Source organism: Amycolatopsis sp. NPDC114484, assembly GCF_055633755.1.
Window position 1 is genome coordinate 24,478 of the sequence record NZ_JBVKDQ010000018.1, and the last position, 25,274, is coordinate 49,751.

Consider the following 25,274-nt stretch of genomic DNA (forward strand, 5'->3'; position numbering starts at 1 on the left):
GCACGGCACGGAATCAGGCAGTCAGGTCATAGACGGTGACACCGTCCACTGTGGTCATTTGGTAATTCTCGGCCACCCACTGGACGATCCGGGCGGCCTCGTCGCTGCCGCTGCTGGAGCCGCGCATCGTCATGCCGTCGCCGAGGAAATAGCGGATCTGTCCTTCGTGGACGTACTGCTCGAATTGCGCCAGCGTCGGATACGGGTCGGTGCCGTTGAATCCGCCCACCGCGAGCACCGGTTCGCCGCTGGCCAGCTGGTATCCGGCGGCGTTGTTGGCCCCGACGGTCGCCGCGGCCCATCGGTGATCGCCGGATTTCTGCAGCAACGCCGTGAGGTTCGCGCCGGGCAGGGTGGTGCCGAGCAACCCGCCGCCGCCGAACATCCGCCGCGTATTCGGTCCGGCGGAAGGAATCGCGCCGGTGTGCGGAACCGACGCGGTGGCGAGGCTGTACGCGCCGGTTCCGGCGAGCAGCACGATCAGCCCCAGCACAGCGGCGATCCGGCCGAAGTGCTGGACGAAAAACAACGTGATAGCCGCCAAAAGCCCGAGGATGAGCACAGTCGGGGCAAGCCACGGCTGCCAAGAACCGTCCAGCAACAGATATGCCGTTACCGTTGTCAGCGCGACACCGCCGCTCAAAAGCCCGACGGCGGCCGGATTGCCGCGGATCCGCCACAACTGGACGGCGGCAGTGCCGACGAGCGCGGCGATCGCCGGGGCGAGCGCGACGGTGTAGTAGGGATGGATGATCCCGCCCATGAAGCTGAACACCGCGGCGGTCACGATCAGCCAGCCACCCCAGAGCAACAGCGAGGCGCGGCTTCGGTCGGTGCGCGGCGCGTAACGGGTGAACCACAGGCCAGCGCCGAGTCCGAGCACCGCCGCGGGCAGCAGCCACGCGATGCCGCCCGCCATTTCGCCGCCGAACAACCGGAACAACCCGGTGCTGCCCCAGCCACCGCCGGGGCTTCCGCCGACGCTGCCGGTCTCGTCGCCGGTGATCCGGCCGAAACCGTTGTACCCCAAGGTGAGTTCGAGCAGGCTGTTGTTCTGCGACCCGCCGATGTACGGCCGGTCGGCGGCAGGCCACAACGCCACGACGGCGAGGTACCAGCCTGCGGAAACCACCACCGCGGCGAGCCCGGCGAGCAAATGCAGAAGCCGTTTGCTCAGTGCGACAGGCGCGGCGACGAGGTAGGCAAGCGCGAAAGCGGGAAGCACGAGAAACGCTTGCAGCATCTTGGCGAGAAAGCCGAATCCGATTGCCACGCCAGCGAAAACGAGCCATCGAGGGCTGGCCTTCTCGATCGCCCGCACCGTGCAATACGCGGCGGCGATCAGCAACAGCACCAGCAACGCGTCCGGGTTGTTGAAGCGGAAGATCAATGCCGCGGCCGGGGTGAGAGTGAGCACCGCACCAGCGAGCAATCCCGCTGCCGCGCCTGAAGTCCGCCGGACAGTCGCGTACAGCAGCCACGTGGATCCGACGCCCAGCAATGCTTGCGGCACCAGGATGCTCCACGCGTTCACCCCGAACAGCCGCGCGGACAGGCTCATCAGCCAGAGCGCAGCGGGCGTCTTGTCCACGGTGATGCCGTTGGCCGCGTCAGTGGACCCGAAGAACAGCGCCTTCCAGCTCTGCGATCCGGCTTGCGCGGCGGCGGAGTAGAACGCGTTGGCCCAGCCGGATGCGCTCAGATCCCATAGGTACAGCGCGGCGGTCGCGACGAGCAACAGCACGAGGCCCGGCCGCACCCACCTCGGCTCGGCGCGCTGCAGTGACGCGGCGGGAACGGCTGAATGGGTCGCGACTGCGGTCATGCGGACAGCCTCGCGGCGCGACCTGGGGCCGGGATGTGCCTACCCTGTGTGCCCGCTGTGGGACCTGGGGTCATGGGCGACCGGCGTGCGCTGCGCCGGGACCGCGATCGGCAACCGCACGGCGAAGGACGTCTGGCCAGGGCGGCTGTGCATCGTGATGGCGCCGTGGTGTGCGGTCAGCACTGCCGACACGATCGCCAGCCCCAGCCCGGTCGACCCGGCCGCCCGCGACCGTGACGAATCCCCGCGCGCGAAGCGTTCGAATACTGCTGGCTGCAGTTCAGGCGGGATGCCCGGACCGTTGTCGGTCACGGTCACCACGGCGCTGCCATCTGCGGATCGCGTGAGGGCGGTGACGACTGTGCTGCCGGGCGGTGTGTGGACGCGGGCGTTCGCGAGCAGGTTCGCCAAAACTTGGTGCAGCCGTTGGACATCGCCCAGTACGAAGATCGGCTCGTCCGGCAAGGCGAGCTGCCAGACGTGGTGCGGGCCGGCCACGTGCGCGTCGCCGACCGCGTCCGCGACCAACCGGGTCAGGTCGACTTCGGCGACGTCGAGCGGACGGCCCGCGTCGAGGCGGGCGAGCAGGAGGAGGTCTTCGACGAGCGCCGTCATCCGGTCGGCCTCGGATTCGATCCGGGTCATCGAGTGCGCGACGTCCGGCGGTGCGTGACTTCCGGATCGGCCGGCGAGTTCGGCGTACCCGCGGATGGCGGCGAGCGGGGTGCGCAGTTCGTGGCTGGCGTCGGCGACGAACCGGCGGACACGCAGTTCGCTGGCGTGCCGGGCTTCGAGCGCGGAGGAGATGTGCCCGAGCATGTGGTTCAGTGCCGCACCGACTTGGCCGACTTCGGTGCGGGGATCGGTGTCCTGGGCGGGGACCCGTACGGACAGGTCGACGTCGCCTCGGTCGAGGGGAAGTTCGGAGACTCGCGACGCGGTCTCCGCGACGCGTTCCAGCGGGCGCAGGGTTCGGCGGACGGCGAAGGCGCCGAGGAACGCCGCGCCAGTCACTCCAGCGGCGGCGACACCGAAGAGGATCAGGCCGACGGTCAGCAGCGTCTGCTGCATCGGTGCCAGGGGGACGCCGGTGATGACGATGCCGTCGGGGATCGGGATCGCGGTGAGGCGGTAGTCGCCGAGAGAGCCGATGGTGCGGGTGTAGGGGCGGCCGCTGGCGGGGAGGTCTTGCAGCGCGGTCAGTTCGTCGGCGGTCAGGGTGATGCGCTGGCCGTGCGGGGAGAGCCAGCCGCCGGTGCCGTTCGTGCCGTCGGAGGAGAAGCGGGCGTTGACGGTGCCCGCGCCTTGGCCCGGGGCGTCGAGGGGGTTGCGTCCGTCGTCGCCGGGAGGGCCTGGGTGGGTGGCGAAATCGAGGGCGCGGGCGGTGGCGGCGGAGAGCTGGGTGTCGGTTTGGGCCAGGAGGAAGGCGCGCAGGGCGAATTCGCTGATGACGCCGATGGCCAGGCAGACCAGGGAAAGGAGGATGACTACGGAGATGGTGAGTTTTGTGCGCAGGGATCGCCGTCGCGGGTGGGCGGCGGTGAATCTTGCGCGGAGGGGCATGGGTCGAGGGTGCGGTTCGCGGGTGTGGGGGCGATGTGTGCTCGCTGTGAGTGCGCTGTGCGGGGGGCGGGATTGGGTGGGCGGCTCGTCGCCTGGCGGCGACGTTGCGCCCGGGGGTTGCGTGGGGCACCCCGAAGCCTGATTGTGCTGACGGTTCGGGGGTGCTTGTCAAGGCGGGAAAGATGCCTTGACAAGCACCCCCGAACCGCAGGGAGGCTTCGTATCGGGGTGGGGGAGGGGCTGGGTGCCTCGATGGTTGGGTGCGGCGGGTGCGGTCGGGCGTGAAGGGCTCCTTGAGGGGCTCCTTGAGGGGCTCCTTGAGGGAATGCCGGTCTGTGAGGGGAACCCTGGGGGAATCAGCGTCTGTGAGGGGGCCCCTCACAGACAGCGAGGGGCGGGGTCAGCCCAGGGAGAGTGCGGCCTCGGTCGCTTGTCTGGCGTAAGACCGTCCGAACAGGACCGTGTGCACCAGGAGCGGGAAAAGCTGATGCAGCGCGATCCGCTCGCGGTACCCGTCGGCCAGCGGTGCGGCTTCGTTGTAGGCGGCCATGATCCGCTCCAGTTGCGGGCAGCCGAACAGGTGCAGCATCGCGAGATCCGTCTCCCGGTGTCCGCCGTGTGCGGCCGGGTCGATCAGCACCGCTCCGCCGGTGTCCCACAGGACGTTCCCGTTCCAGAGATCCCCGTGCAGCCGGGCGGGCGGTTCGGCCGGGCCGGCCACCGACGGGATCCGGGCGCAGGCCCGTTCGAACACCGCTGTGTCGAGAATCTCGGAGGCCATCCGGACGTACGGGAGGATCCGGTATTCCGCGTACCACTCCGGCCACGACCCGCCCGGCGAGTTTCGCATCGGCGCGGTTCCGATCCACGCGCCTGGCAAGCCGTCCGGGGGAGGGGCGCCGAAGGCCGGGGCTCCGGCCGAGTGCAGCCGGGCGAGGTCGCGGCCGAACTCTTCCGCGCGCGACGGGCTGGCCTCGGCCACCCGGTCCAGCACCAGCCATGTGTCGTCCGCGCCGTGCACCCGGGGGATCCGCACCGCGTCCGCCTCGGCGAGCCAGCGCAGCCCGGCTGCCTCGGCTCGGGTCGCGCCCGGAGCGTGGCCGCGCTTCACCACCGCGTCGAAACTCCGGACGCCGTCGGTCAACGTGACCTCACTGAGAGTGCCCGAAGCGCCTCGTGCGGACGCCTCGAACCCGGTGAGCCGCGCCGCCGCCGCGGCCGGACCTTCGCTCTGCTGCCCGGAAACCACGTCCCCGACGCTACGGGCGCGCACCGGCGCGTGCTGATCGGCTCCGCGGCGGCAGGTGCCCCGCAGCCGGTCTTGTCAACCCTCTGGCCTAGACTCGGATATCCCGGTCAGCAGGTGACCGGGGCGGTCCTGAGGGACTGTCCGCCCCCATCGTTTACCGCTCGAGGAGAAGACCTTGAAGAGCACCGTCGAGCAGCTCAGCCCGACGCGAGTGAAGATCAATGTCGAGGTGCCGTTCGACGAGCTCAAGCCGAACTTCGACGCCGCGTACCGGAAGATCGCCCAGCAGGTGCGCGTCCCCGGTTTCCGTCCCGGCAAGGTCCCCGCTCGCGTCCTGGAAAGCCGGATCGGCCGCGCGCCGGTGCTCGACGAGGTCGTCAACGAGGCCATCCCGGCCAAGTACATCGAGGCCGTCCGCGCGGGCGAGGTCCGGACGCTCGGCCAGCCCGAGTTCGAGGTGACCAAGCTCGAGGACCGCGAGGTGCTGGAGTTCAGCGCCGAGGTCGACGTGCGGCCGGAGATCGAGCTGCCCGACCTCGCCGGCCTCGAGATCAGCGTCGACGACGTCGAGACCACCGACGACGAGGTCGCCGAGCAGCTCGACGAGCTGCGCGCCCGCTTCGGCACCCTGACCGGCGTCGAGCGCCCGGCCCAGACCGGCGACTTCGTGTCGATCGACCTCTCGGCCAGCGTCGACGGCAAGGCCGTCGAGGAGGCCTCCACCACCGCCCTGTCCTACGAGATCGGCTCCGGCCAGCTCGTGGACGGCATCGACGAGGCCATCGTCGGCGCGAGCGCCGGCGAGACCAAGGTGTTCACCACCAAGCTGGTCGCGGGCGAGTTCGCCGGCCAGGACGCCGAGGTCACCGTCACCGTGCAGTCGGTCAAGGAGCGCGAGCTGCCCGAGGCCGACGACGAGTTCGCCCAGCTGGCGAGCGAGTTCGACACGATCGACGAGCTGCGCGAGGACCTGCGCACCCGGCTCGGCCGCGTCAAGACGATGCAGCAGGGCGTCCAGGCGCGCGACAAGGTCCTCGAGATCCTCCTGGAGCGCACCGAGGTGCCGCTGCCGGAGAAGGTCCTCGAGGCCGAGATCGAGAACCGCAAGCACGACGCGATCCACCCGTTCGACCACGACGAGGCGCAGTTCGCCAAGGCGCTCGAGGCCGAGGGCAAGACCCTCGACGAGTTCAACGCCGAGGTCAAGGAGGAGTCGGAGAAGGCCGTCCGCACGCAGCTGCTGCTGGACACCATCGCCGACAAGGAGAAGACGTCGGTCAACGACGGCGAGCTCACCGAGCGGATCATCTACCAGGCGCAGCGCTTCGGCGTCAGCCCGGACGAGTACGTGCAGCGGGCCCAGCAGTCGGGCCAGCTGACCGCGATCTACGCCGACGTCCGCCGCGGCAAGGCGCTCGCCTCGGTCGTGCGCGGCACCACGGTGAAGAACGAGTCCGGCGCGGAGGTCGACCTGACCGAGCTGTTCGGCGCCGACGAGGCGGACACCGCGGCCGCCGAAGAGGAGACGCAGGTCACCGAAGAAGCGGCGGCGACCCCGGCCGAGTAAAGCTGTAAGCGAACTTGGGCGGTGTCAGGCATTCTGCACCGCCCAAGTTCGTTAGGGTCGGTTGCAAGATCTCAAGCATCTGAACACGACAGCGGCGGCGCGGCTCTCACAGGCGGCCCGCCGCCGGTGAAAAGGCAGGCAGACGTGAAGCAGCACATGCCCGAGGGGCGGACCGGCACCGCGGGGCTCAACCTCACCGACTCGGTGTTCGAGCGGTTGCTCCAGGAGCGCATCGTCGTTCTCGGCTCCGAGGTCAACGACGAGGTCGCCAACCGGCTCACCGCGCAGCTCCTGCTGCTCGACGCGGACGACTCCGAATCGGACATCCGGTTCTACATCAACTCGCCGGGCGGCTCGGTGACCGCGGGGTTCGCGATCTACGACACCATGCAGCTGATCAAGCCGGACGTGGCGACCTACGCGATGGGCATGGCGGCCTCGATGGGGCAGTTCCTGCTCTCCTCGGGCACCCCCGGCAAGCGCTACGCGCTCCCGCACGCCCGCATCCTGATGCACCAGCCGTCCGCGGGCGTCGGCGGCACCGCCTCCGACATCGCGATCCAGGCGGACCTGTTCAACAAGTGGAAGCAGGAGCTGGCGAAGATCACCGCCGAGCAGACCGGCCAGACCACCGAGCAGATCATCAAGGACGGCGACCGCGACCGCTGGTTCACCGCGCAGGAGGCGAAGGACTACGGCTTCGTCGACCACGTGCTGACCCGCGACAGCGGCCTGACCTCGAGCAACTGAGCCCGCAAGCACACAGGAGAGCGTCATGAGCAATTTCCGGCTCCCGGGTGACTTCCGGGCTCCGCAGACCCCCCAGTCGCGGTACATCCTCCCGTCCTACGTCGAGCGCACCAGCTACGGCGTGAAGGAGTCCAACCCGTACAACAAGCTGTACGAGGAGCGGACGATCTTCCTCGGCGTGCAGGTGGACGACGCGTCGGCGAACGACGTGATGGCCCAGCTGCTGCACCTCGAGCACGAGGACCCGGACCGCGACATCAGCATCTACATCAACTCCCCGGGCGGGTCGTTCACGTCGCTGATGGCGATCTACGACACCATGCAGTACATCCGCCCGGACATCTCGACCGTGTGCCTCGGCCAGGCCGCCTCGGCCGCCGCGGTGCTGCTGGCGGCGGGCACGCCGGGCAAGCGCATGGCGCTGCCGAACGCGCGCGTGCTGATCCACCAGCCGGCCACCGAGGGCACCTACGGGCAGGTCTCGGACCTGGAGATCCAGGCCAACGAGATCCAGCGCGTGCGCCGCCAGATGGAGGTCATCCTGGCGAAGCACACGAACAAGGAACCGGACGAGATCAAGGCCGACATCGAGCGGGACAAGATCCTCACCGCCGAGGAGGCCAAGGCCTACGGCCTGATCGACGAGGTGCTTCCGTACCGGAAGGCCTCGGCGAACTGACCGCGACGGGCCGGTGCGCGGCGAATCCGCGACGCGCACCGGTCCGCTGGTCTACTGTCGGTCGTCGACGTGCCCTATGCGGGTCGGGTGTTCCCGCCCGCGCCTTCGGGCGGGTACCGTCGGTGGCAATGCGTGTTGGTCCCGGGAACGCCTGGCAGTCCCGGGGCCGCCAGAGAGTAGTGCAGGTGCGCCCCGCGCACCGGAGGGGACGAGGTCAACGGCCATGGCACGGATCGGTGACGGCGGCGACCTGCTGAAGTGTTCTTTCTGCGGCAAGAGCCAGAAGCAGGTGAAGAAGCTCATTGCCGGGCCAGGGGTCTACATCTGCGATGAGTGCATCGACCTCTGCAACGAGATCATCGAGGAGGAGCTGGCCGAAGCCGGCGACGTGAAGCTCGACGAGCTGCCGAAGCCCGCCGACATCCACGAGTTCCTCGAGCAGTACATCATCGGCCAGGACGACGCGAAGAAGACGCTCGCGGTCGCGGTGTACAACCACTACAAGCGGATCCAGGCCGACGACAAGTCCGGCCCGAAGGACTCCAAGGACGAGCCGGTCGAGCTGGCCAAGTCCAACATCCTGATGCTCGGCCCCACCGGCTGCGGCAAGACCTACCTCGCGCAGACGCTGGCGAAGCTGCTGAACGTCCCGTTCGCGATCGCCGACGCCACCGCGCTCACCGAGGCGGGCTACGTCGGCGAGGACGTCGAGAACATCCTGCTGAAGCTGATCCAGGCGGCGGACTACGACGTCAAGCGCGCCGAGACCGGCATCATCTACATCGACGAGGTCGACAAGATCGCCCGCAAGAGCGAGAACCCGTCGATCACCCGCGACGTGTCCGGCGAGGGCGTGCAGCAGGCGCTGCTGAAGATCCTCGAGGGCACCACCGCGTCGGTGCCGCCCCAGGGCGGGCGCAAGCACCCGCACCAGGAATTCATCCAGATCGACACCACGAACGTGCTGTTCATCGTCGCGGGCGCGTTCGCCGGGCTGGAAAAGATCATCAACGAGCGGGTCGGCAAGCGCGGCCTCGGCTTCGGCGCGGAGATCCGCACGAAGGCCGAGATCGAGGGCAGCGACGTGTTCTCCGAGACGATGCCGGAGGACCTGATCAAGTTCGGGCTGATCCCGGAGTTCATCGGACGGCTCCCGGTCGTGGCGACGGTGAACCACCTGGACAAGGAATCGCTCGTCTCGATCCTGACCCAGCCGCGCAACGCGCTGGTGAAGCAGTACAAGAAGCTCTTCGAGATGGACAACGTCGAGCTGGAGTTCACCAAGACCGCGCTCGAGGCCATCGCCGACCAGGCCGTCCTGCGCGGCACCGGGGCCCGCGGCCTGCGCGCGATCATGGAGGAAGTCCTCCAGCCGGTGATGTACGACATCCCGAGCCGCGAGGACGTGGCGAAGGTCGTGATCACCGAGCAGACCGTGCGGGAGAACGTGAACCCCACGATCGTGGCCCGCCAGCCGTCGCGCCGCACCCGCAGCGAGCGCGGCGAAAAGTCGGCCTGACCCGGCGGTCGCCGGGCGTTAGCAGGAGTCGGCTGTCCGGGTGTCGGCGGCGGGCGCGATAATGGACAGGATGACAACCGTGCCGCTGACCGCACCCCGGGGGGACGAGACTGCCGACCCCGGCGAAGCGGTCCCCGCCGAGACCGAGCCTTCCGCAGCGCCGGTCGCCGGCCTCGTGGAGCTGAGCGAGCGGGTCGCCGCGTCCGTGCTGACGCGGTGCCCGTGGCTGGTCCGCGCGTCCGAGGTCATGATGGCGTTGTGCACGCTGGTATGCCTGGTCGCGGTCGGCACCCGGCTCTCGGCGCTGCCGCTGCTGCCGATCCCGCTGTTCGTGGTGTCCTGGCTGTTCTTGCGCCGCCTGCGTGGTTCGGAGACTCGGGCACAGCAGCTGCGCTGGTCGCTGCTCATGGCGCTCGCGGCGATGGTCGGGTTCTGGGTGATGTCGGTCGTGGCCCGCTGGGTCTCGTAATTCCCTCGCGCTAGCCGTCCTCCCCCGTGGAGGATGACGTGATGGATGCGGTCGTGCAGTGGGTGTGCACCTCGTGGACGAAGAAATCCCGGGGCGGCGTGGAGGCGGCTCGCCGTAATGCGTCTCCGATCGCGTTCCCGCTTCCGGCGTTGACCGCGCCCTTCACCCACGTGGTGAGGATGGGCGAAGAGACGGATTTCGAGGCCCGGTCCGAGGCCGGGGAAAGCGTGCCGGAAAAAGCACGGGCGGAGCTGTACTCGATGGTTCGCCTCGACGAGGCGGACGACCTGCTCCGGGTGAAACTGGACGTGATCCGCCACACGAGCCCCAAGCGTCCGCGCCGCCCTCCGGCGCACCGGCTGGGCCGCGGCGAATGGCTGCGGTGGCAGGTGAATTACCGCTTCAGCGGTTACAGCACCGAGTGGCGTTACCGGCTGGACACCGTGAACATCGCGTACGGGCCGGTGTCGCCGGATCTGTTCCTGGGCACGCCGACGCACGTGATCGACGAACTGGCGACTCTCTTCTGATCTCGGTGAGGCCGGATCAAGCCTTCTGCCGCAAATGCTTCCCCAAGAACCCCACCATGCTGGGCACCGTTGTCCGGAAGAACGTGTCGCTGTGCTTCCCGTGCGCCGTGTACCCGATGGTCGGGTGCGTTTCCGCGATATAGCGCCGCACGCCGGTGATGAACGGATCTTCCGTGCCGCAGTAAACCGCCGTCGGAATGCCCTGCAACGCTGACTGGTGGCGCAGCGGATCCAATGAGGTCCAGTCGGTCAGTCCGGTGAAAATGCGGCGCTTCGCCATTTCCGGCCACGACGTGAGCAGCGCGGGCGCGATCGCGGCGACCGCGGCGGGCGGCTGGCGGCGTTCGGCGCGGCGGCGGGCGTACAACAGGGCTCCGAAACCGCCCATCGACACTCCCGCGCACGCGAACGGCAGACCGTCCGTACCGCCGAATCCGCGGGCGCGCAGCCACTGCGGGACTTCTTCCAGCAGCATCGCCATCGGGTCGTCGCCGGGACGGACCTGGTGCCAGTAGTTGTCGCCGCCGTCGACCGCGACGAAGCCGTACGCCGGCACGGCTTTGCGCGCGACGTCGCTGCCCAGCTGCTTCAGCAGGCCGCTCGGCGCGGCGGAACGCGCGGAACCGTGCAGGCCGTGCAGCATCAGCGACATCGGCAGCCCGGCCGGCGGCTTCTTGCTCGGCAGCTGGAAGACGAGGTCCACTTCCCGGCCGCGGGCGTGCGAGTAGACGCGTTCCACCCGCATGCTGCCGAGCTGGGTGACCGGCGTCGACGATGTCACGCCCAGTGCCCGCTGCATCGCCTGGTTGAACGGCACCACGCCGGTCGCGCTCCCCACCGCGAGCCCGGCGATGCCGAGGCCCGAGGCGCCCGCGATCAGCATGGACCGGCGGCTCACCCGCCTTCGGCCCTCAGTCTCCTCGTTCACCCAATCCCCCTCACCCATATAGCGTAAGACGTGGCGAAGGGACAAAACGTTGCCTTCAGAAGATCTTCATACGGTTGTTGTGACTAGACCCACGGACGCCCGAGCGGCGGCAGGGCTGTCTCCGAGCCCGACGACCAGCGTCACGCAGAGTGGCGAGAGCACCTCGGTCACGCCCCGGTCGCCCCGGCCGAAATGCCCCAGCAGTTCGAGGGTGACGTAGCCGTGGATCGCGCTCCAGATCTGTGAGGCGACGGAGAGCGGATCGCCCTTGAGCCGTCCGGCCTCGATCGTGCGCGCGACCGCCGCGACCATGCCCCGGAACGACGCCGCGGCCTCGGTGTCCGGGTTCTCCTTCATCAGGTCGCCCACTGCGTGCCCGCGCGCTCCCGCCTCGCGGAACATCAGCGCGAACAGTTCGGGATGCTCCACCGCGGTGCGGCGGTAGGCCAGCGCGAGGCCGTACAGATCGGCCACCGGGTCGTCGGTCTGCCCGACTGTCGCCATGTTCGCGATTAGCCGCCGGAACCCTTCTCGCGCAACGGCATCGGTGAGCGCGGCCATTCCGCCGAAGTGGGTGTACACGGCCATCGTGGACGCGCCGATCTCGGCCGCCAGTTTGCGGGCCTGCAGCGCTTCCGCGCCGCCGTCGGCCAGCAGCCGGATCGCCGCCTCGACCAGGTGCGTCCGCGCGTTTTCGCCCCGAGTCCGCTCGCTCATGCTTGCCAGTATCCCATAACCCTGTTATACCGGTGACCATAACCACGTTATGGACGGAGCGCGCCATGGGAAATCTGTTCCTCGAAGGCAATTTCGCGCCGGTCGAGCGCGAGTACACGAGCACCCGGCTGACGGTGACCGGGCAACTGCCCGACTACCTCGACGGCCGCTACCTGCGCAACGGGCCGAACCCGGCCGACCCGGATCCCGAAACGCACCACTGGTTCCTCGGCCGGGGCATGGTGCACGGCGTGCGGCTGCGCGACGGCCGGGCCGAGTGGTATCGCAGCCGCCGGGTCGGCACCGACGAGGGCGGGGCCAACACCAACGTCATCGGGCACGCCGGGCGCACGATCGCGCTGGTCGAGGGCGGGCTGCCGCAATGGGAGCTCAGCGAGGAGCTGGACACCCTGGGCGTCTGCGACTTCGGCGGTACGCTCCCCGGGTACACCGCGCACCCGAAGCGCGACCCGCGGACCGGCGAGCTGCACGCCGTCTCGTACCAATTCGGGCTCGGGAACCGGGTGCAGTATTCGGTGATCGGCACCGACGGGCGGGCGCGGCGCACGGTCGACGTCGAGGTCACCGGTGCGCCGATGATGCATGATTTCTCGCTCACCGAACGGTATGTCGTGTTCTACGACCTGCCGGTCACCTTCGATCCGGACCAGGCCCCGGTGCCGGTCGACGTGCCCGACCCGCTGACCGCGCGCACCGGCCGCGGCGTGAGTTCCTTGCCGTACCGGTGGAATCCGGACTACCCGGCGCGCATCGGCGTGATGCCGCGCGAAGGGGACAACGGCGACGTCCGCTGGTTCGACGTCGGCCAGTGCTACGTCTTCCACCCGCTCAACGCCTACGACGAGGACGACCGGATCGTGCTCGACGTGATCCGGCACCCGAAGATGTTCGACCTCGCGCTGCACGGCCCGGCCGAGGGCGAGCCGACGCTCGACCGGTGGACCGTCGACCTCGCGCTCGGAAAGGTCGTCGAGGAACGGATCGACGAGCACGGCCAGGAGTTCCCGCGAGTGGACGAACGGCTCGTCGGCTTGCCGCACCGGTACGGCTACGCGACCGCGCTCGACGACCGGTCCCGCAGCCTTGGCGCGGTGTACAAACACGATCTGCGCAAGGGTTCCGTGGACGCGCACCGGTTCGGTCCGGGGCGCGAGCCGGGCGAGTTCGTGTTCGTCCCGTCCAGTGCGGACGCGGGCGAGGACGAGGGCGTGCTGATGGGCTACGTCTACGACGCGGCCGAGGCGCGCAGCGATCTCGTCCTGCTCGACGCGGGCACCCTCGAAACCGTTGCCGCCGTGCATCTCCCGGACCGGGTGCCGCACGGTTTCCACGGCAACTGGGTGCCCGCCGAAGCGTGATCAGGTGAGCAGCCGCTGGTCTCCGGTGTAGAGGTTCATGCTGTCGCCGCGGAGGAAACCGATGAGCGTCATGCCGTTCTCCTCGGCCAGTTCCGCGGCGAGCGACGACGGCGCGGACACCGCGGCGAGCAGTCCGATGCCGGCCATCGCGGCCTTCTGCACCAGCTCGAACGAGGCGCGGCCGGAGACCAGCAAGCCCAGATCGGGCGCGGGGATCCGGCCCGCCTGCAGAGCCCAGCCGAGCACCTTGTCCACCGCGTTGTGCCGACCGACGTCCTCGCGCACCACGACGAGCTGACCGTCCGAAGTGAACAGTCCGGCGGCGTGCAGGCCGCCGGTGGACGAGAACACTTTTTGCTGTTCCCGCAACCGGTCCGGCAGTTGCGTGAGGACGTCGGTCTTCACGGTGAACCCGGACGCGCCGGGGGAGAACCGGCTGCGCAGCTTCACCGCGTCGAGCGCGGCCTTGCCGCAGACGCCGCACGACGACGTGGTGTAGAAGTTCCGCTCGACACCGGTGTCCGGCGGCGCGACTCCCTCGGCGAGTGCGATGTCGAGCACGTTGTAGGTGTTGCGGCCCTGATCGTCGACCCCGTCGCAGTAACGCGCGACGGCCACGTCCTCCCGGGACCCCAGCACGCCTTCGGACAGCAGGAAGCCGTGCGCCAGTTCGACGTCGTGGCCGGGAGTGCGCATCGTCACCGCCAGCGCCTTGCCGCCGACGCGCAGCTCCAGCGGTTCCTCGGCGGCCAGTGAGTCCGGCCGGCGCCGTTCGCCGGCCGCGGAGATCCGCCGTACCGGCCGCCGTACCGTCACTCTGCCCATCGCCTGCTCCACTCGTCCCTGTTGTCGTCTTCGGCGTCGATTTCTGTTGTCATCGACAAGACATTTTCAAGTCATTCGACAGTCATCCGGCGCAACGCCGAGGATCTGGTAAACCATTCCCAGCACCTCGTCTCTGTTGGGAGGAGACCGCCGATGGCTGTCCCCGGCTTCCTTGCCCGTTCCCGCATCGTCGCACCGCCCGGCTGGACCCGCTGGCTCGTGCCGCCCGCTGCGCTGTCCATCCACCTGTCGATCGGCCAAGCCTACGCGTGGAGCGTCTTCAAGACGCCGCTGGAGAAGACCCTGGGACTGTCCGGCACGCAATCCGGGCTGCCGTTCCAGCTCGGCATCGTGATGCTGGGCCTTTCCGCCGCGTTCGGCGGCACCCTGGTGGAGAAGAACGGCCCGCGCTGGGCCATGACCGTCGCCACGATCTGTTTCTCCACCGGGTTCCTGCTCGCTGCGCTCGGCGTCGCGACCGGACAGTTCTGGCTCGTCGTGGCCGGTTACGGCGGGGTCGGCGGGATCGGCCTCGGCATCGGCTACATCTCGCCGGTGTCGACGCTGATCAAGTGGTTCCCGGACCGGCCGGGCATGGCCACCGGGATCGCGATCATGGGCTTCGGCGGCGGCGCGCTCATCGCGTCGCCGTGGTCGTCGGCGATGCTCGGCACCTCGCCCACGACCGGCGACATCGCGACCGCGTTCCTCATCCACGGGATCGTGTACGCGGTGTTCATGACGATGGGGGTGCTGATCGTCCGCGTCCCGGCCGACGACTGGCGTCCGGCGGGCGCGGTGAAGCAGGCCGCGGCCAAGCCGATGATCTCCACGGCGAACGTCTCGGCGGCGAACGCGCTGAAGACGCCGCAGTTCTGGTGTCTCTGGATTGTCTTGTGCCTCAACGTGACCGCGGGCATCGGCATCCTGGAGAAGGCCGCGCCGATGATCACCGACTTCTTCAAGGGCAGCTCCGCCCCGGTCGGCACCGCGTCCGCCGCCGGGTTCGTCGCGCTGCTGTCGCTGACCAACATGCTGGGCCGGTTCGTCTGGTCGTCCGCCTCGGATCTGGTGGGGCGCAAGAACATCTACCGGTTCTACCTCGGCGTCGGCGCGCTGCTGTACCTCGTGATCGCGCTGACCACGAACGGGTCGAAGCTCCTGTTCGTGCTGTGCGCCATGCTGATCCTGTCCTTCTACGGCGGCGGGTTCGCCACGCTCCCGGCGTACCTCAAGGACCTGTTCGGCACCTACCAGGTCGGCGCGATCCACGGCAGGCTGCTGACCGCGTGGTCGGCGGCGGGCGTGCTCGGGCCGCTGATCGTGGACGGGATCGCGGACAGCCAGAAGGCCGCGGGCAAGACCGGGCCGGACCTCTACCAGCTGTCGTTCTGGATCATGATCGGCCTGCTGGTGGTCGGGTTCGTCGCGAACGAATGCGTGCGCCCGGTGAAGGAGAAGTTCCACGAGCCGACCGGGCAGACCGCGGTGGGGAGCGAGGCGTGATGACTAGTGCCGAGGGCCGTTCCAGCGGCCGGACGGTCCTGCTGGTGATCGCCTGGCTGTGGGTGCTCGCCCCGTTCGCCTACGGCGTGGTCGAGCTGATCCGGAAGGTGGTCGGGCTGTTCGGCGGCTGAGGGCCGCCGGAGGGCGCCGCCCGGAATAAGGGCTGGACAAATGGTCAAGAGTCGTTGACCATTGTCCCCATGACTGGGGACGACCAGGCGGGCTACGTCCCGCCCCAAGAATCTGTCCAGGTGGAGACGACCGATCAGCTGCGCGCGGTGAGCAACGTCGTGCGGCACCGCGTGCTCGCGGTGCTGCGCGACGGGCCGGCGACGATCACGCAGGTCGCCGAGCAGCTGGACATCGCGAAAGGCAGTTCCAGCTACCACATGCGGGTGCTGGAGCGGGCCGGGCTCGTGCACGTCGTGCGCACGCGGAAGGTGCGCGGCGTGCTGGAGCGCTACTACGCGCACGTCGGGAAGAGCATCGAGCTGCCCGAACCCGCCGCGGGACAGCGGGATGTGCTGATGCAGCACGCGATCAACGACCTCGCGACAGCTCCGGAGGGCTCGCACCGGTACGTCCGGATGCAGCACACGCGGATCGGCGAGGCACAGTTCGAGGAGTTCGAGCGCCGGCTGGCCGAACTGCTCGACGAACTGCGGGACGCGCGCGACGCCGACGAGGCGGCCGCCACCGTCGCGGTCGCGTTCTTCCGTCCGGGGCCGGGTGCGGCCAGATGACCGAGTCGAAGATGCCTCCCGCGTTCAGTCGCTTGTGGACAGCCGCGACGGTCAGTTCCCTTGGCGACGGCGCGTATACCGCCGCGCTGCCGCTGCTGGCCCTGCTGCTGGACAGCGACCCGCTGGTGGTCAGCCTGGTGACGGTGGCGGTGCTCGCGCCGTATCCGGTGGCCGGGCTGTTCGCCGGCGCACTGGTCGACCGCTGGGACCGGCGGCGCACGATGTGGATCGCGGACCTGGCGCGGGCAGTGCTGCTGGTGCTGACGGTGGCCGCGGGCGCGTTCGGCTGGCTCAGCATTCCGGTCCTGCTCGTGGCGGCGTTCCTGCTCGGCACCGGCACGTTGTTCTTCGACACCGCGGCGCAGGCGTACCTGCCGGATTTGCTCGCGCGGGACCAGACGTTGCTCCGCCGGGCCAATGGCTACCTGCGCGGGGCGTCCACCGCCGCCGGGCAGTTCGCCGGGCCGCCGGTCGGGAGTTTCCTTTTCACCGTGGGAAGAACGCTGCCGTTCGCGGTGAACGCGCTGACCTACGTGGCCAGTGCGCTGCTGATCCGGACGCTGCCGCCGGCCCCGGTGCCGAAACGCGAACCGGGACGCTCGGTGTGGGCGGACTCGAAAGAGGGTTTCGCTTACGTAGTGAAGGATCGGCTGCTGCTCGGTCTCGCCCTGCGGCCCGCGGTCGGTAACCTGGCGTTCGGTGCATTCGGGGCGGTGCTGGTGGTGTTCGCGAAGGACGCGCTGGGGCTGCACTCCGCTGGATACGGTTTCCTGCTCGCCGCGGAAGCCGCCGGGGGACTGGTCGGCGCGATGATGCTCGCCGGGCCGTTGGAGAAATGGCTGGGCACCGGCACCGCGCTCACCGTCACCGCGGTGATCGAGGGCGGCGCGGTGCTGGTGTTCGGTCTCGCCAGGGATCCGTGGCTGGCCGGGGCGATGTTCGCGCTGTGCGGCTGCGCCATGGCGGCGACCATGGTGCTCGGCGGATCGCTGCGGCAGGTCGTGGTCCCGGCGCGGCTGATGGGCCGGGTCGCCGCGGCGTCGCGCCTGGTCTCGGCCTCGGCGGCACCGGCGGGCGCCGCACTGGGCGGCTGGCTCGCCGCGACGGCCGGAGTGCGGGTGCCGTACGTGGCGGCGGCGGGGGTGCTTGTGTTGATGACTGTGGTGACGATGAGCATGACGAGCAACAAGCGGATCGAAGAGGCGCTCGCGCGGGCGAAGGAGGCTATGCCGGTCGCGTAGCCGTCGCGGCGAGCACGCACAGTGCCAGGGCGGAGACCAGGCACGCGCCGAGGCCGTGCAACGTGCCGGGCGCTCGGCCGAAAGACGTTACGCCAGTTGCATAGTCGCCGTGGTGAACACGACGATCGGGAACAGCACCGCGAGCACGGAGACCGTGATCCACACTCGCCGCTTCGCTCGCTCCGGCGCACCGAGCGAGGCGGCGACCGCCCCGGCACCGGCGGCGATGGGCACCAGATAGATCCCGACGTGCACGTAACTGGCAAGCACAATGGCCCCGACGATGGCCGGGCCGCTGAGCAGCTGTCCGGCGGCCAGCAATACGGCCGAGATCCCGCACAGCACAAGGACGCAGCCGAACAGCGCGCTGATGCCGTGCAAGGCGCCGGTGAGCGCGACGCGGACTCGGCTCGGCTGGGCGGTTTCGGCGGGCACGCCGTGATCCTGCCAGGCCGTCGCCGTCGGCGGATGCGGGGAACTACTCGGCTCGGATGCGGCCGAGCAGGCTTTCCCTGGCGGATTCCACGTGCTGCTCGGCGACCCGGGCGAGCCGCTCCCGGTCACCGCCGCGGATCAGTTCCGCGAGTTCGCGATGCTCGGCGACCACCCGGGCCCGGTAATGCTCGTGTCCGAGCGAAACCCGTTGCAGCTGAAACAGAAACACCTGCGACCGCACGGCTTCCCACGCCTCGGTGAGGCGGCCGTTGCCCGCCGCGGCGTAAACGCGGTCGTGGAACGCGATGTCCAGCGCCAGCAGTCGCGGCCCGTCGGCCTTTGACCGCACCGCCGTCGCCAGATCGGCGACCAGCGCGTCCAAGGCGTCCAGATCCTCGTCGGTCGCGCTGGTGCGCGCAGTGACCGCGGCGAGCCGGTCCAGCGCGGCGCGGACCGAGTAGACCTCGTCGACGTCCTCGGCGGTCACGTCGACCACCGTGGTCGGGCGATGCCAGCCGCAGCGGACCAGGCCTTCCCGGGCGAGCTGGGCGATGCCCTCGCGCACCGAACCGCGGCTGATCTCCAGCGACGCGGCCAATTCGACCTCGCGCAGGGGCGCGCCGGGCCGGAAATGGCCGGCGAAGATCGCTTCGCGCACCCGGTCGGCGGCCTCGTCGGCGAGCCCGCGGCGCGCCGCCTTCCTCAGCGGGGTGACTTCCACGGGCTAATGTTGACATTCGGACATCAGCCAGTCAACGTGAGGAGACCGATCCCCGCGCCGAAGGAGTGCCTGATGGCCGTCCGCCCCGCCTTCCACCTGGCCATACCGGTCGACGACCTGCCGAAGGCCCGCGAGTTCTACGGCGCCGTGCTCGGGCTGGCGGAGGGCCGTTCGGCGGACGCGTGGGTCGACTGGAACTTCCACGGCCACCAGGTCGTCACGCACGTGGTCCCGGGCGCCCGCGCGGAAGCCGGACGCAATCCGGTCGACGGGCACGACGTGCCGGTGCCGCATTTCGGGCTGGTGCTCGACGTCGGCAGCTTCCACGAACTGGCCGGGCGGCTGCGCGCCGCGGGCACGGAGTTCGTGATCGAGCCCTACCAGCGGTTCGCCGGCGAGCCGGGGGAGCAGTGGACGATGTTCCTGCACGACCCGGCCGGGAACGCGCTGGAGTTCAAGGCTTTCCGCGACGAGACGCAGTTGTTCGCGAAATGAACGTCCTCGTCACCGGAGCCTCGCGCGGGATCGGCCGCGCCATCGCCGTCGCCTTCGCCACCAGGGGCGACCGGATCGCCGTCCACTGCGGATCCAACCGGGAGGCCGCGCGCGAGACGCTCGAGGCGCTGCCCGGTTCCGGGCACGTGCTCGTGTCCGGCGACCTCGGCAACCCCGACGCCGCGCAATGGATCGCCGACGTGGCCGAGGAACAGCTCGGCGGCGTCGACGTGCTGGTCAACAACGCCGCGGTCGGGACCACTCCGGCCACTCGCACGCCGATCGGCGAAATGTCCTATGCGGACTGGCAGGAGGCGTGGCGGCGCACGCTGGACGTCAACCTGCTCGGCGCGGCCAACGTTTCCTTCCACGTCGCCCGCCACCTCATCGCTCGCGGCGTGCCGGGCCGGATCGTGAACATCGGGTCGCGCGGGGCGTTCCGGGGCGAGCCGGAGTACCTGGCGTACGGGGCGAGCAAGGCCGCGCTGCATTCGTTCGGCCAGTCGCTGGCGGTCCAGCTGGCCCCGCACGGCATTTCGGTCACCTCGGTGGCCCCGGGCTTCACCGCGACCGAGCGGGTCGCCGGCCGGCTCACCGGCGAGGTGCGGGAGCAGAGCCCGTTCGGCCGGGTCGCCGAACCGGAGGAGATCGCCGAGGCGGTGGTGTTCCTGGCGTCGTCGGAGACGCCCTGGGCGTCCGGCTCGATCCTGGACCTGAACGGGGCCTCGCACCTGCGTTGACCTGTGAGCTGCGTCACGAATGCAGCGGATGGGTGACCTGAGACGTCCAGAGAGCGTGCGGATCGCAGGAAAAGTTATCGCCGGCGCGCTTTCGATGGTGGTTTTCGCGGGCACGGCCTACGGGTTCTCTACTCTGAGTGCGCTCGACGACATCACGCGCAGCGACGTGATCGGCGGCGGATCGGTGGACGAGGGCCAGAAGCACGCCGACGGGGCGATGGACATCCTGTTGGTCGGCCGGGACGCGCGCAAAGGCCCGGACGGCACCCCGCTGCCGCAGAGCGTGCTCGACGAACTGCGCGCGGGCGCGAACGGCGACGACCTCACCGACACGTTGATCGTGATGCGGATCCCGGACGGGCAGCAGGAGGTCAAGGCGTTCTCCATCCCGCGCGACTCGTACGTCGCCATGCCCGGCGGGAAGAGCAAGATCAACGCCGCCTTCGGCCGCGGCAAGGCGGCCGAGGCCTCGAAAATGCGCGCGGCCGGGGAAACCGACAAGGACAAGATCGAGCAGGACTCGATGACCGCCGCGCGCAAGGCGACGCGGCAGGCGGTCGAGGACCTCACCGGCATCACCATCGACCACTACGCCGAGGTCAACCTGCTGAGCTTCTCCGAGATCAGCAAGGCGGTCGGCGGGGTCGAGGTGTGCCTGAAGAAGGCCACCAAGGACGAGAACTCGGGCGCGGACTTCCCGGCGGGCAAACAGCGGCTCTCCGGCGGCGCCGCGCTCGCTTTCGTGCGGCAGCGCGACAACCTGCCCGGCACCGACTTCGGCCGGATGCGGCGGCAGCAGGTGTTCCTCGCCGCGATGGCGCACCAGGTGCTCTCGGCCGGGACGCTCGCGGATCCGGGCAAGCTGAGCGATCTCATCGACGCGGTGAAGCGGTCGGTGGTGCTGGACCAGTCGTGGGACATCCTGGACTTCGTCGGCAAGATGCGCGGGGTGTCCGGCGGCGGCATCCAGTTCACGACGATCCCGGTGGTCAACCCGGACTACCGCTACGACCGGACCCATCCCACGGCGACCGCGGTGCAGGTCGATCCCGCGCAGGTGAAAACGTTTGCGTCCGGGCTGATCGGCACCGCCGCGCCGCCCGCCGCCCCGCCCGCCGCGCCGAAGGCCGCGGTGGAGATTTCCAACGCCGGCGGCGCCTCCGGCCTCGCGGCGCGGGTGGCGGATGTGCTGAAGGGCAAGGGATTCGCCGCCACCGCCGCGGGCAACGCGCCGTCGCAGCGGACGTCGATCGTGCGGTACCCGGCAGGGCTCGCCGCCGAGGGCGCGGAGGTGGCGAAGGAGCTGGGCGGACTGTCCGCTAAGGAATCAACGGACGTTCCGGCCGGGCAGATCCAGGTGGTGCTGGGGAAGGTCTACTCGGGACCGGGGGTGTCCGACGGCGGGTCTTCGGTGGGCGTGCCGGCGAAGTCCGACCAGCCGCAGCCCCTGACGTCGGACGGCGACAACTGCATCGACTGACGGCGTCGCGGGCGCTTAGGCACGGCAAGGAAGGCGACGGTCGGAGGGCTGGGCGGCCGCCCAGGTCCAGGCCGCGAAGCCGCCCAGCGTGCGCATCAGGTGATCCCGGGTGTCGAGTCGCCGGTGTTCGTTGGACGGTCGCCGCTGAAATTCACGGCGACTGTCATCCCGCGATCCAATCCCTGAGTCAGCACGGCTAACGCGGATCACGCGTGACGATGCGGCTCCAGCCGGATCACGACGGCCTTCGACACCGGCGTATTCGACTTCTCCGCAACGGAATCCAGCGGCACCAACGCATTGGCCTCCGGGAAGTACGCCGCCGCACACCCGCGAGCCGTCGGGTACGCGACCGCGCGGAAGCTCGGAGCCCGCCGGTCCCCGTCCCGCCATTCCGAGACCAGATCCACGATCTCCCCGTCCGCGACTCCCAGCGCGGTCAGGTCGTCCGGGTGCACGAACACGACCCGGCGCCCGTCCTCGATGCCGCGATACCGGTCGGACAGCCCGTAAATCGTGGTGTTGTACTGGTCGTGGCTGCGCAGCGTCTGCAGCAGCAACCGGCCCTCGGGCACCTCCGGATACTCCAGCTCCGACACCGTGAACGTGCCCTTGCCGGTCGCCGTGCCGGTGAATTCCCGCGAGTCGCGCGGCGCGTGCGGCAGCACGAAACCGTCCGGTTCGCGGACGCGCTGGTTGTAGTCGTGGCAGCCCGGCACCACGGCGGCGATGCGGTCGCGGATCAGGTCGTAGTTCTTCTCGAACGACCGCCACGGCACCGAGTGGTCCGCGCCGAGCAGCTTCTCCGCCAGGCGGCAGACGATGGCGACCTCGGACAGCAGTTCGTCGCTCGCCGGAGCCAGCCGGCCACGCGAGGCGTGCACCTGCGACATCGAGTCCTCGACTGTCACGAACTGGCGGCCGGATTCCTGCTCGTCGCGTTCGGTGCGGCCGAGCGTCGGCAGGATCAGCGCGGTGCGGCCGGGGACGACGTGCGAGCGGTTGAGCTTCGTGGACACGTGCACGGTCAGCGAGCACGACCGCAGCGCGTCCGCGGTCCGGTCCGAATCCGGGGTGGCGGAGGCGAAATTGCCGCCCATCGCGAAGAACACCTTGCCGCGGCCGTCGAGCATCGCGCGGATCGAGTCGACGGTGTCCCAGCCGTGGTTACGGGGCACCGTGATGCCGAATTCGCGGTCGAGCGCGTCCATGAACGGCTCGGGCATCTTCTCCCACACACCCATGGTGCGGTCGCCTTGCACGTTCGAGTGGCCGCGCACCGGGCACAGGCCCGCGCCGGGCTTGCCGATCATCCCGCGCACCAGCGCCAGGTTCACGACCTCGGCGATCGTCGGCACCGCGTGCTTGTGCTGGGTCAGCCCCATCGCCCAGCAGTAGATCGTGCGCTCGGACGTCGCGATCATCCGCGCGATGTGCTCGATCTGCTCTCGGGGCAGGCCGGTCGCCTTCTCGGTCTCCGGCCAGTCGATCTCGCGCAGCTGCTTGGCCCAGTCCTCGAAGCCGTGCGTGGACTTCTCCACGAACTCGCGGTCCACAATGGACCCCGGAGCGGCGTCCTCCCACCGCAGCAGCAGATGCCCGACCGCCTGGAACAGCGCCAGGTCGCCGCCGAGCCGGATCTGCGCGAACTCGTCGGCCAGCGGCGTGCCCTTGCCGACCACGCCGCGCACGTTCTGCGGGTTCTTGAAGCGCATCAGCCCGGCCTCGGGAAGCGGGTTGACCGCGACGACCTTCGCGCCGTTGCCCTTCGCCTGCTCCAGCGCGGACAGCATCCGCGGGTGGTTCGTGCCCGGGTTCTGCCCGACGACCACGATCAGGTCGGCTTGGTGGAGGTCGGCCAGCGACACCGAACCCTTGCCGATGCCGGTGGTCGCCGACAGCGCCGCGCCGGACGATTCGTGGCACATGTTCGAGCAGTCCGGCAGGTTGTTCGTGCCGTACGCGCGCACCAGCAGCTGGTACACGAACGCGGCCTCGTTGCTGGTGCGGCCGGAGGTGTAGAAGATCGCCTCGTCCGGGCTCGCCAGGCCGCGCAGCTCGCCGGCGATCACGCCGAACGCCTCGTCCCAGGAGATCGGCTCGTAGTGCGAAGCTCCTTCGCGCAAGACCATCGGTTCGGTGAGCCGGCCTTGCTGGCCCAGCCAGTAGTCGGTGCGCTCGTTCAGCTCGGACACCGGATGCGCGGCGAAGAACTCACGGCCGACGCGGCGTTTCGTCGCCTCCTCGGCGACCGCCTTCGCGCCGTTTTCGCAGAACTCCGCGAGCTTCCGCTTCTCGCCGTCGACCTGCCGCGGCTCGGGCCACGCGCATCCCGGGCAGTCGAAGCCGTCCCGCTGGTTCAGCAGCCGCAGCGTGCGCGCGGTGCGGACCGGGCCCATCTGCTCCACTCCGCGCGCGAGCGAAACCGCGACTCCCGGGATTCCGGCCGCCCAGCCTTTCGGCTTGCCCACCTCGAGGCGGGCTTCGTCCACGTCACCAGTCGGAGCTTCGCGAGTCATGGGCACATCGTCCGCCTTGGCGCCCGAGAACCCAAGACGGGGGTGGTCACACCGCGTCCTGCCGGGCTCGTTCCCGGCGTTCGGCCCGCGGCAGCGCGCGGTCCGCGGCGGTCACGATCAGCAGCAACCCGCTGGTCACGATCAGCACGACGGCCAGCCGGTGCAGCCCGCCGGAGTCGGCGTGCCCGCCATAGCACTGGGCGATGACCGTGGCCGCGACTATCGCGCCGAGGTATTGCGCGGTCCGGAAAAGCCCGCTCGCGGTGCCCATCGTCTCGGCCGGGGTATCGCGGTACAGCGTCGTCTGGTTGGCGACGCTGGTGAGCCCTTGCGCCAGACCGAACAGCGCGGCGAGCACGAGCAGCCAGATCAGCGCGGTGCCGTCGTTCACGGACAGGAGCGCGACCGATCCGGCCAGGAGCGCGGCGCCGACCAGCAGCAGCCGAAGCCGGATGCCGGTCGGACGGCCGGACAGCGCGGCCGCGCCCACCGCGACCCCGGACATCGGCAGAAGCAGCAGTCCCGCAGCGGATTCGGCGAACCCGCGCGCCTCTTCGAGCCACTGCACGTAGCCGAACATGATCGTGTAGATCGCGAGGAAACTCAGTGCCTGCCGCAAATACGTGCGCAGGACCGGACCGTTGGCGGCGAGCATCCGCAGGTCGATGAACGGCTTGCGGGCGCGCAGTTCCACCCTCGTGAACAGCGCGCCGAGCACGATCGCCACAGCCAGCAGCCACAGATCGCCGATGCCGGGCGCCATCAGATAGCACAGCAACACCAGCAGCGCGGCGGAAAACAGCGCGATCCCGGCGACGTCGATCCGCTCGGCGGGCTTCTCGGTGGGAGTGTCCTTCGGCACCCACAGCAGCGTCAGCACGAGGGAGATACCAGCCAGCGGCAGGTTCACCGCGAAGATCGCGGGCCAGCCGAAGAGCGCGATCAGCACACCGCCGAGCGTCGGGCCGATCACCATCACTGTTTGCGCGGACATCGCCAGCACGGACAACACCCGCGCCGGAACGCCTTCGCCGATCTGGTCGGCACGCCTTCGCAGCACAGCCATCGCAGCGGGGAAGCCGGCACAGGTGCCGATGCCGAGCACGGCTCGCACCCCAGTAAGCCATTCGACGGAGATCGGGATCATGCCGGCGATCCCGGCCACCATCACCACGGCCGCGCCGCCGAGCAGCACGCGCCGCGCGCCGTAGCGGTCCACGAGCAGCCCGACGACCGGCTGCCCGACCGCCGTGGCCAGGTACAACGAGGAAATCAGCCAGGCCGTGCGGCCCGGTCCGGCGCCGAAGGCCTGTCCGATCGGGACGAGCGCGACGGCGATGAGCGTGGAGTTGATCGGATTCAGCACGGCGCTCGCGACCAGCGGGGTCACCAGG

Annotated in this window: 24 protein-coding genes; 14 read left to right on the plus strand and 10 right to left on the minus strand. The window is 69.6% G+C overall.

Features of this window, described 5'->3' with window-relative positions; all coding sequences use genetic code 11:
- Positions 1–13: 13 nt before the first annotated feature.
- From ACZ7SW_RS34120 to ACZ7SW_RS34130, 3 genes are all read right to left on the minus strand, one after another.
- The gene (locus tag ACZ7SW_RS34120) at positions 14–1,825 is read right to left on the minus strand and encodes a glycosyltransferase family 39 protein (RefSeq protein ID WP_470234488.1); all 1,812 of its coding nucleotides are present in this window, start codon (positions 1,823–1,825) and stop codon (positions 14–16) included.
- A 39-nt stretch (positions 1,826–1,864) separates the two neighbouring features.
- Positions 1,865–3,388: a sensor histidine kinase gene (locus tag ACZ7SW_RS34125; RefSeq protein WP_470234489.1), complete on the minus strand. Its 1,524-nt coding sequence runs from the start codon at positions 3,386–3,388 to the stop codon at positions 1,865–1,867.
- A 400-nt stretch (positions 3,389–3,788) separates the two neighbouring features.
- Complete coding sequence (locus tag ACZ7SW_RS34130; RefSeq protein ID WP_470234490.1) at positions 3,789–4,637, minus strand: fructosamine kinase family protein; 849 nt, start codon at positions 4,635–4,637, stop codon at positions 3,789–3,791.
- Between the two features lie 175 nt (positions 4,638–4,812).
- Here ACZ7SW_RS34130 and tig point away from each other — a divergent pair, with 175 nt between their 5' ends.
- From tig to ACZ7SW_RS34160, 6 genes are all read left to right on the plus strand, one after another.
- Entirely contained in the window at positions 4,813–6,204 is a 1,392-nt protein-coding gene (tig, locus tag ACZ7SW_RS34135) for a trigger factor (protein WP_470234491.1), read from the plus strand.
- A gap of 144 nt (positions 6,205–6,348) precedes the next feature.
- Complete coding sequence (locus ACZ7SW_RS34140) at positions 6,349–6,954, plus strand: ClpP family protease (protein ID WP_067595252.1); 606 nt, start codon at positions 6,349–6,351, stop codon at positions 6,952–6,954.
- A gap of 25 nt (positions 6,955–6,979) precedes the next feature.
- Positions 6,980–7,633: an ATP-dependent Clp protease proteolytic subunit gene (locus ACZ7SW_RS34145; protein ID WP_009081146.1), complete on the plus strand. Its 654-nt coding sequence runs from the start codon at positions 6,980–6,982 to the stop codon at positions 7,631–7,633.
- Positions 7,634–7,856: 223 nt separating this feature from the next.
- The gene (gene clpX, locus ACZ7SW_RS34150; protein ID WP_009081145.1) at positions 7,857–9,152 is read left to right on the plus strand and encodes an ATP-dependent Clp protease ATP-binding subunit ClpX; all 1,296 of its coding nucleotides are present in this window, start codon (positions 7,857–7,859) and stop codon (positions 9,150–9,152) included.
- Positions 9,153–9,222: 70 nt separating this feature from the next.
- Positions 9,223–9,621: a hypothetical protein gene (locus ACZ7SW_RS34155; protein ID WP_470234492.1), complete on the plus strand. Its 399-nt coding sequence runs from the start codon at positions 9,223–9,225 to the stop codon at positions 9,619–9,621.
- A 41-nt stretch (positions 9,622–9,662) separates the two neighbouring features.
- Complete coding sequence (locus tag ACZ7SW_RS34160) at positions 9,663–10,151, plus strand: hypothetical protein (RefSeq protein ID WP_470234493.1); 489 nt, start codon at positions 9,663–9,665, stop codon at positions 10,149–10,151.
- A gap of 16 nt (positions 10,152–10,167) precedes the next feature.
- On the opposite strand, the gene ACZ7SW_RS34165 is transcribed toward ACZ7SW_RS34160, so the two are convergent.
- Together ACZ7SW_RS34165 and ACZ7SW_RS34170 are read right to left on the minus strand one after the other, a co-directional pair.
- Positions 10,168–11,097: an alpha/beta hydrolase gene (locus ACZ7SW_RS34165; RefSeq protein WP_470234494.1), complete on the minus strand. Its 930-nt coding sequence runs from the start codon at positions 11,095–11,097 to the stop codon at positions 10,168–10,170.
- Between the two features lie 48 nt (positions 11,098–11,145).
- Positions 11,146–11,796, minus strand: a complete 651-nt coding sequence (locus ACZ7SW_RS34170) for a TetR/AcrR family transcriptional regulator (protein ID WP_470234495.1) — start codon at positions 11,794–11,796, stop codon at positions 11,146–11,148.
- A 65-nt stretch (positions 11,797–11,861) separates the two neighbouring features.
- Between ACZ7SW_RS34170 and ACZ7SW_RS34175 the strand changes: the two genes are divergently transcribed.
- On the plus strand, positions 11,862–13,175 hold the full coding sequence (locus tag ACZ7SW_RS34175) for a carotenoid oxygenase family protein (protein WP_470234496.1): 1,314 nt from the start codon (positions 11,862–11,864) through the stop codon (positions 13,173–13,175).
- On the opposite strand, the gene fdhD is transcribed toward ACZ7SW_RS34175, so the two are convergent.
- The gene (gene fdhD / locus ACZ7SW_RS34180; protein ID WP_470234497.1) at positions 13,176–14,000 is read right to left on the minus strand and encodes a formate dehydrogenase accessory sulfurtransferase FdhD; all 825 of its coding nucleotides are present in this window, start codon (positions 13,998–14,000) and stop codon (positions 13,176–13,178) included.
- A 153-nt stretch (positions 14,001–14,153) separates the two neighbouring features.
- On the opposite strand from fdhD, the gene ACZ7SW_RS34185 reads away from it, so the two are divergent.
- From ACZ7SW_RS34185 to ACZ7SW_RS34200, 4 genes are all read left to right on the plus strand, one after another.
- The gene (locus ACZ7SW_RS34185; protein ID WP_470234498.1) at positions 14,154–15,506 is read left to right on the plus strand and encodes an L-lactate MFS transporter; all 1,353 of its coding nucleotides are present in this window, start codon (positions 14,154–14,156) and stop codon (positions 15,504–15,506) included.
- On the plus strand, positions 15,506–15,637 hold the full coding sequence (locus ACZ7SW_RS34190; RefSeq protein ID WP_370935588.1) for an MFS transporter small subunit: 132 nt from the start codon (positions 15,506–15,508) through the stop codon (positions 15,635–15,637). Before ACZ7SW_RS34185 ends, ACZ7SW_RS34190 begins: the two co-directional genes overlap by 1 nt.
- A 69-nt stretch (positions 15,638–15,706) precedes the next feature.
- Entirely contained in the window at positions 15,707–16,249 is a 543-nt protein-coding gene (locus ACZ7SW_RS34195) for an ArsR/SmtB family transcription factor (protein WP_470234499.1), read from the plus strand.
- Entirely contained in the window at positions 16,246–17,490 is a 1,245-nt protein-coding gene (locus tag ACZ7SW_RS34200) for an MFS transporter (RefSeq protein ID WP_470234500.1), read from the plus strand. The genes ACZ7SW_RS34195 and ACZ7SW_RS34200 overlap by 4 nt, the downstream gene beginning before the upstream one ends.
- Positions 17,491–17,577: 87 nt before the next feature.
- Here ACZ7SW_RS34200 and ACZ7SW_RS34205 read toward each other — a convergent pair whose 3' ends face one another.
- Positions 17,578–17,925, minus strand: coding sequence for a hypothetical protein (locus ACZ7SW_RS34205; RefSeq protein ID WP_470234501.1), 348 nt, complete (start codon positions 17,923–17,925; stop codon positions 17,578–17,580).
- 43 nt (positions 17,926–17,968) lie between these two features.
- A complete protein-coding gene (locus ACZ7SW_RS34210) occupies positions 17,969–18,646 on the minus strand; it encodes a GntR family transcriptional regulator (RefSeq protein WP_470234502.1) in 678 nt (225 codons plus the stop codon).
- A 72-nt stretch (positions 18,647–18,718) separates the two neighbouring features.
- Between ACZ7SW_RS34210 and ACZ7SW_RS34215 the strand changes: the two genes are divergently transcribed.
- The 3 genes from ACZ7SW_RS34215 (at position 18,719) to ACZ7SW_RS34225 (ending at position 21,361) form a co-directional block, all read left to right on the plus strand.
- The gene (locus ACZ7SW_RS34215; RefSeq protein ID WP_470234503.1) at positions 18,719–19,141 is read left to right on the plus strand and encodes a VOC family protein; all 423 of its coding nucleotides are present in this window, start codon (positions 18,719–18,721) and stop codon (positions 19,139–19,141) included.
- The gene (locus tag ACZ7SW_RS34220; RefSeq protein ID WP_470234504.1) at positions 19,138–19,881 is read left to right on the plus strand and encodes an SDR family NAD(P)-dependent oxidoreductase; all 744 of its coding nucleotides are present in this window, start codon (positions 19,138–19,140) and stop codon (positions 19,879–19,881) included. Before ACZ7SW_RS34215 ends, ACZ7SW_RS34220 begins: the two co-directional genes overlap by 4 nt.
- Positions 19,882–19,975: 94 nt before the next feature.
- Entirely contained in the window at positions 19,976–21,361 is a 1,386-nt protein-coding gene (locus ACZ7SW_RS34225; RefSeq protein ID WP_470234505.1) for an LCP family protein, read from the plus strand.
- Positions 21,362–21,567: 206 nt separating this feature from the next.
- Here the strand turns inward: ACZ7SW_RS34225 and ACZ7SW_RS34230 are convergent, their stop codons facing one another.
- Together ACZ7SW_RS34230 and ACZ7SW_RS34235 are read right to left on the minus strand one after the other, a co-directional pair.
- Positions 21,568–23,880, minus strand: coding sequence for an FdhF/YdeP family oxidoreductase (locus ACZ7SW_RS34230; protein ID WP_470234506.1), 2,313 nt, complete (start codon positions 23,878–23,880; stop codon positions 21,568–21,570).
- Between the two features lie 46 nt (positions 23,881–23,926).
- Positions 23,927–25,270 carry an MFS transporter gene (locus tag ACZ7SW_RS34235; protein ID WP_470234507.1) on the minus strand — a complete coding sequence of 448 codons (1,344 nt, stop codon included), beginning with the start codon at positions 25,268–25,270 and terminating at the stop codon, positions 23,927–23,929.
- Positions 25,271–25,274: the final 4 nt, after the last annotated feature.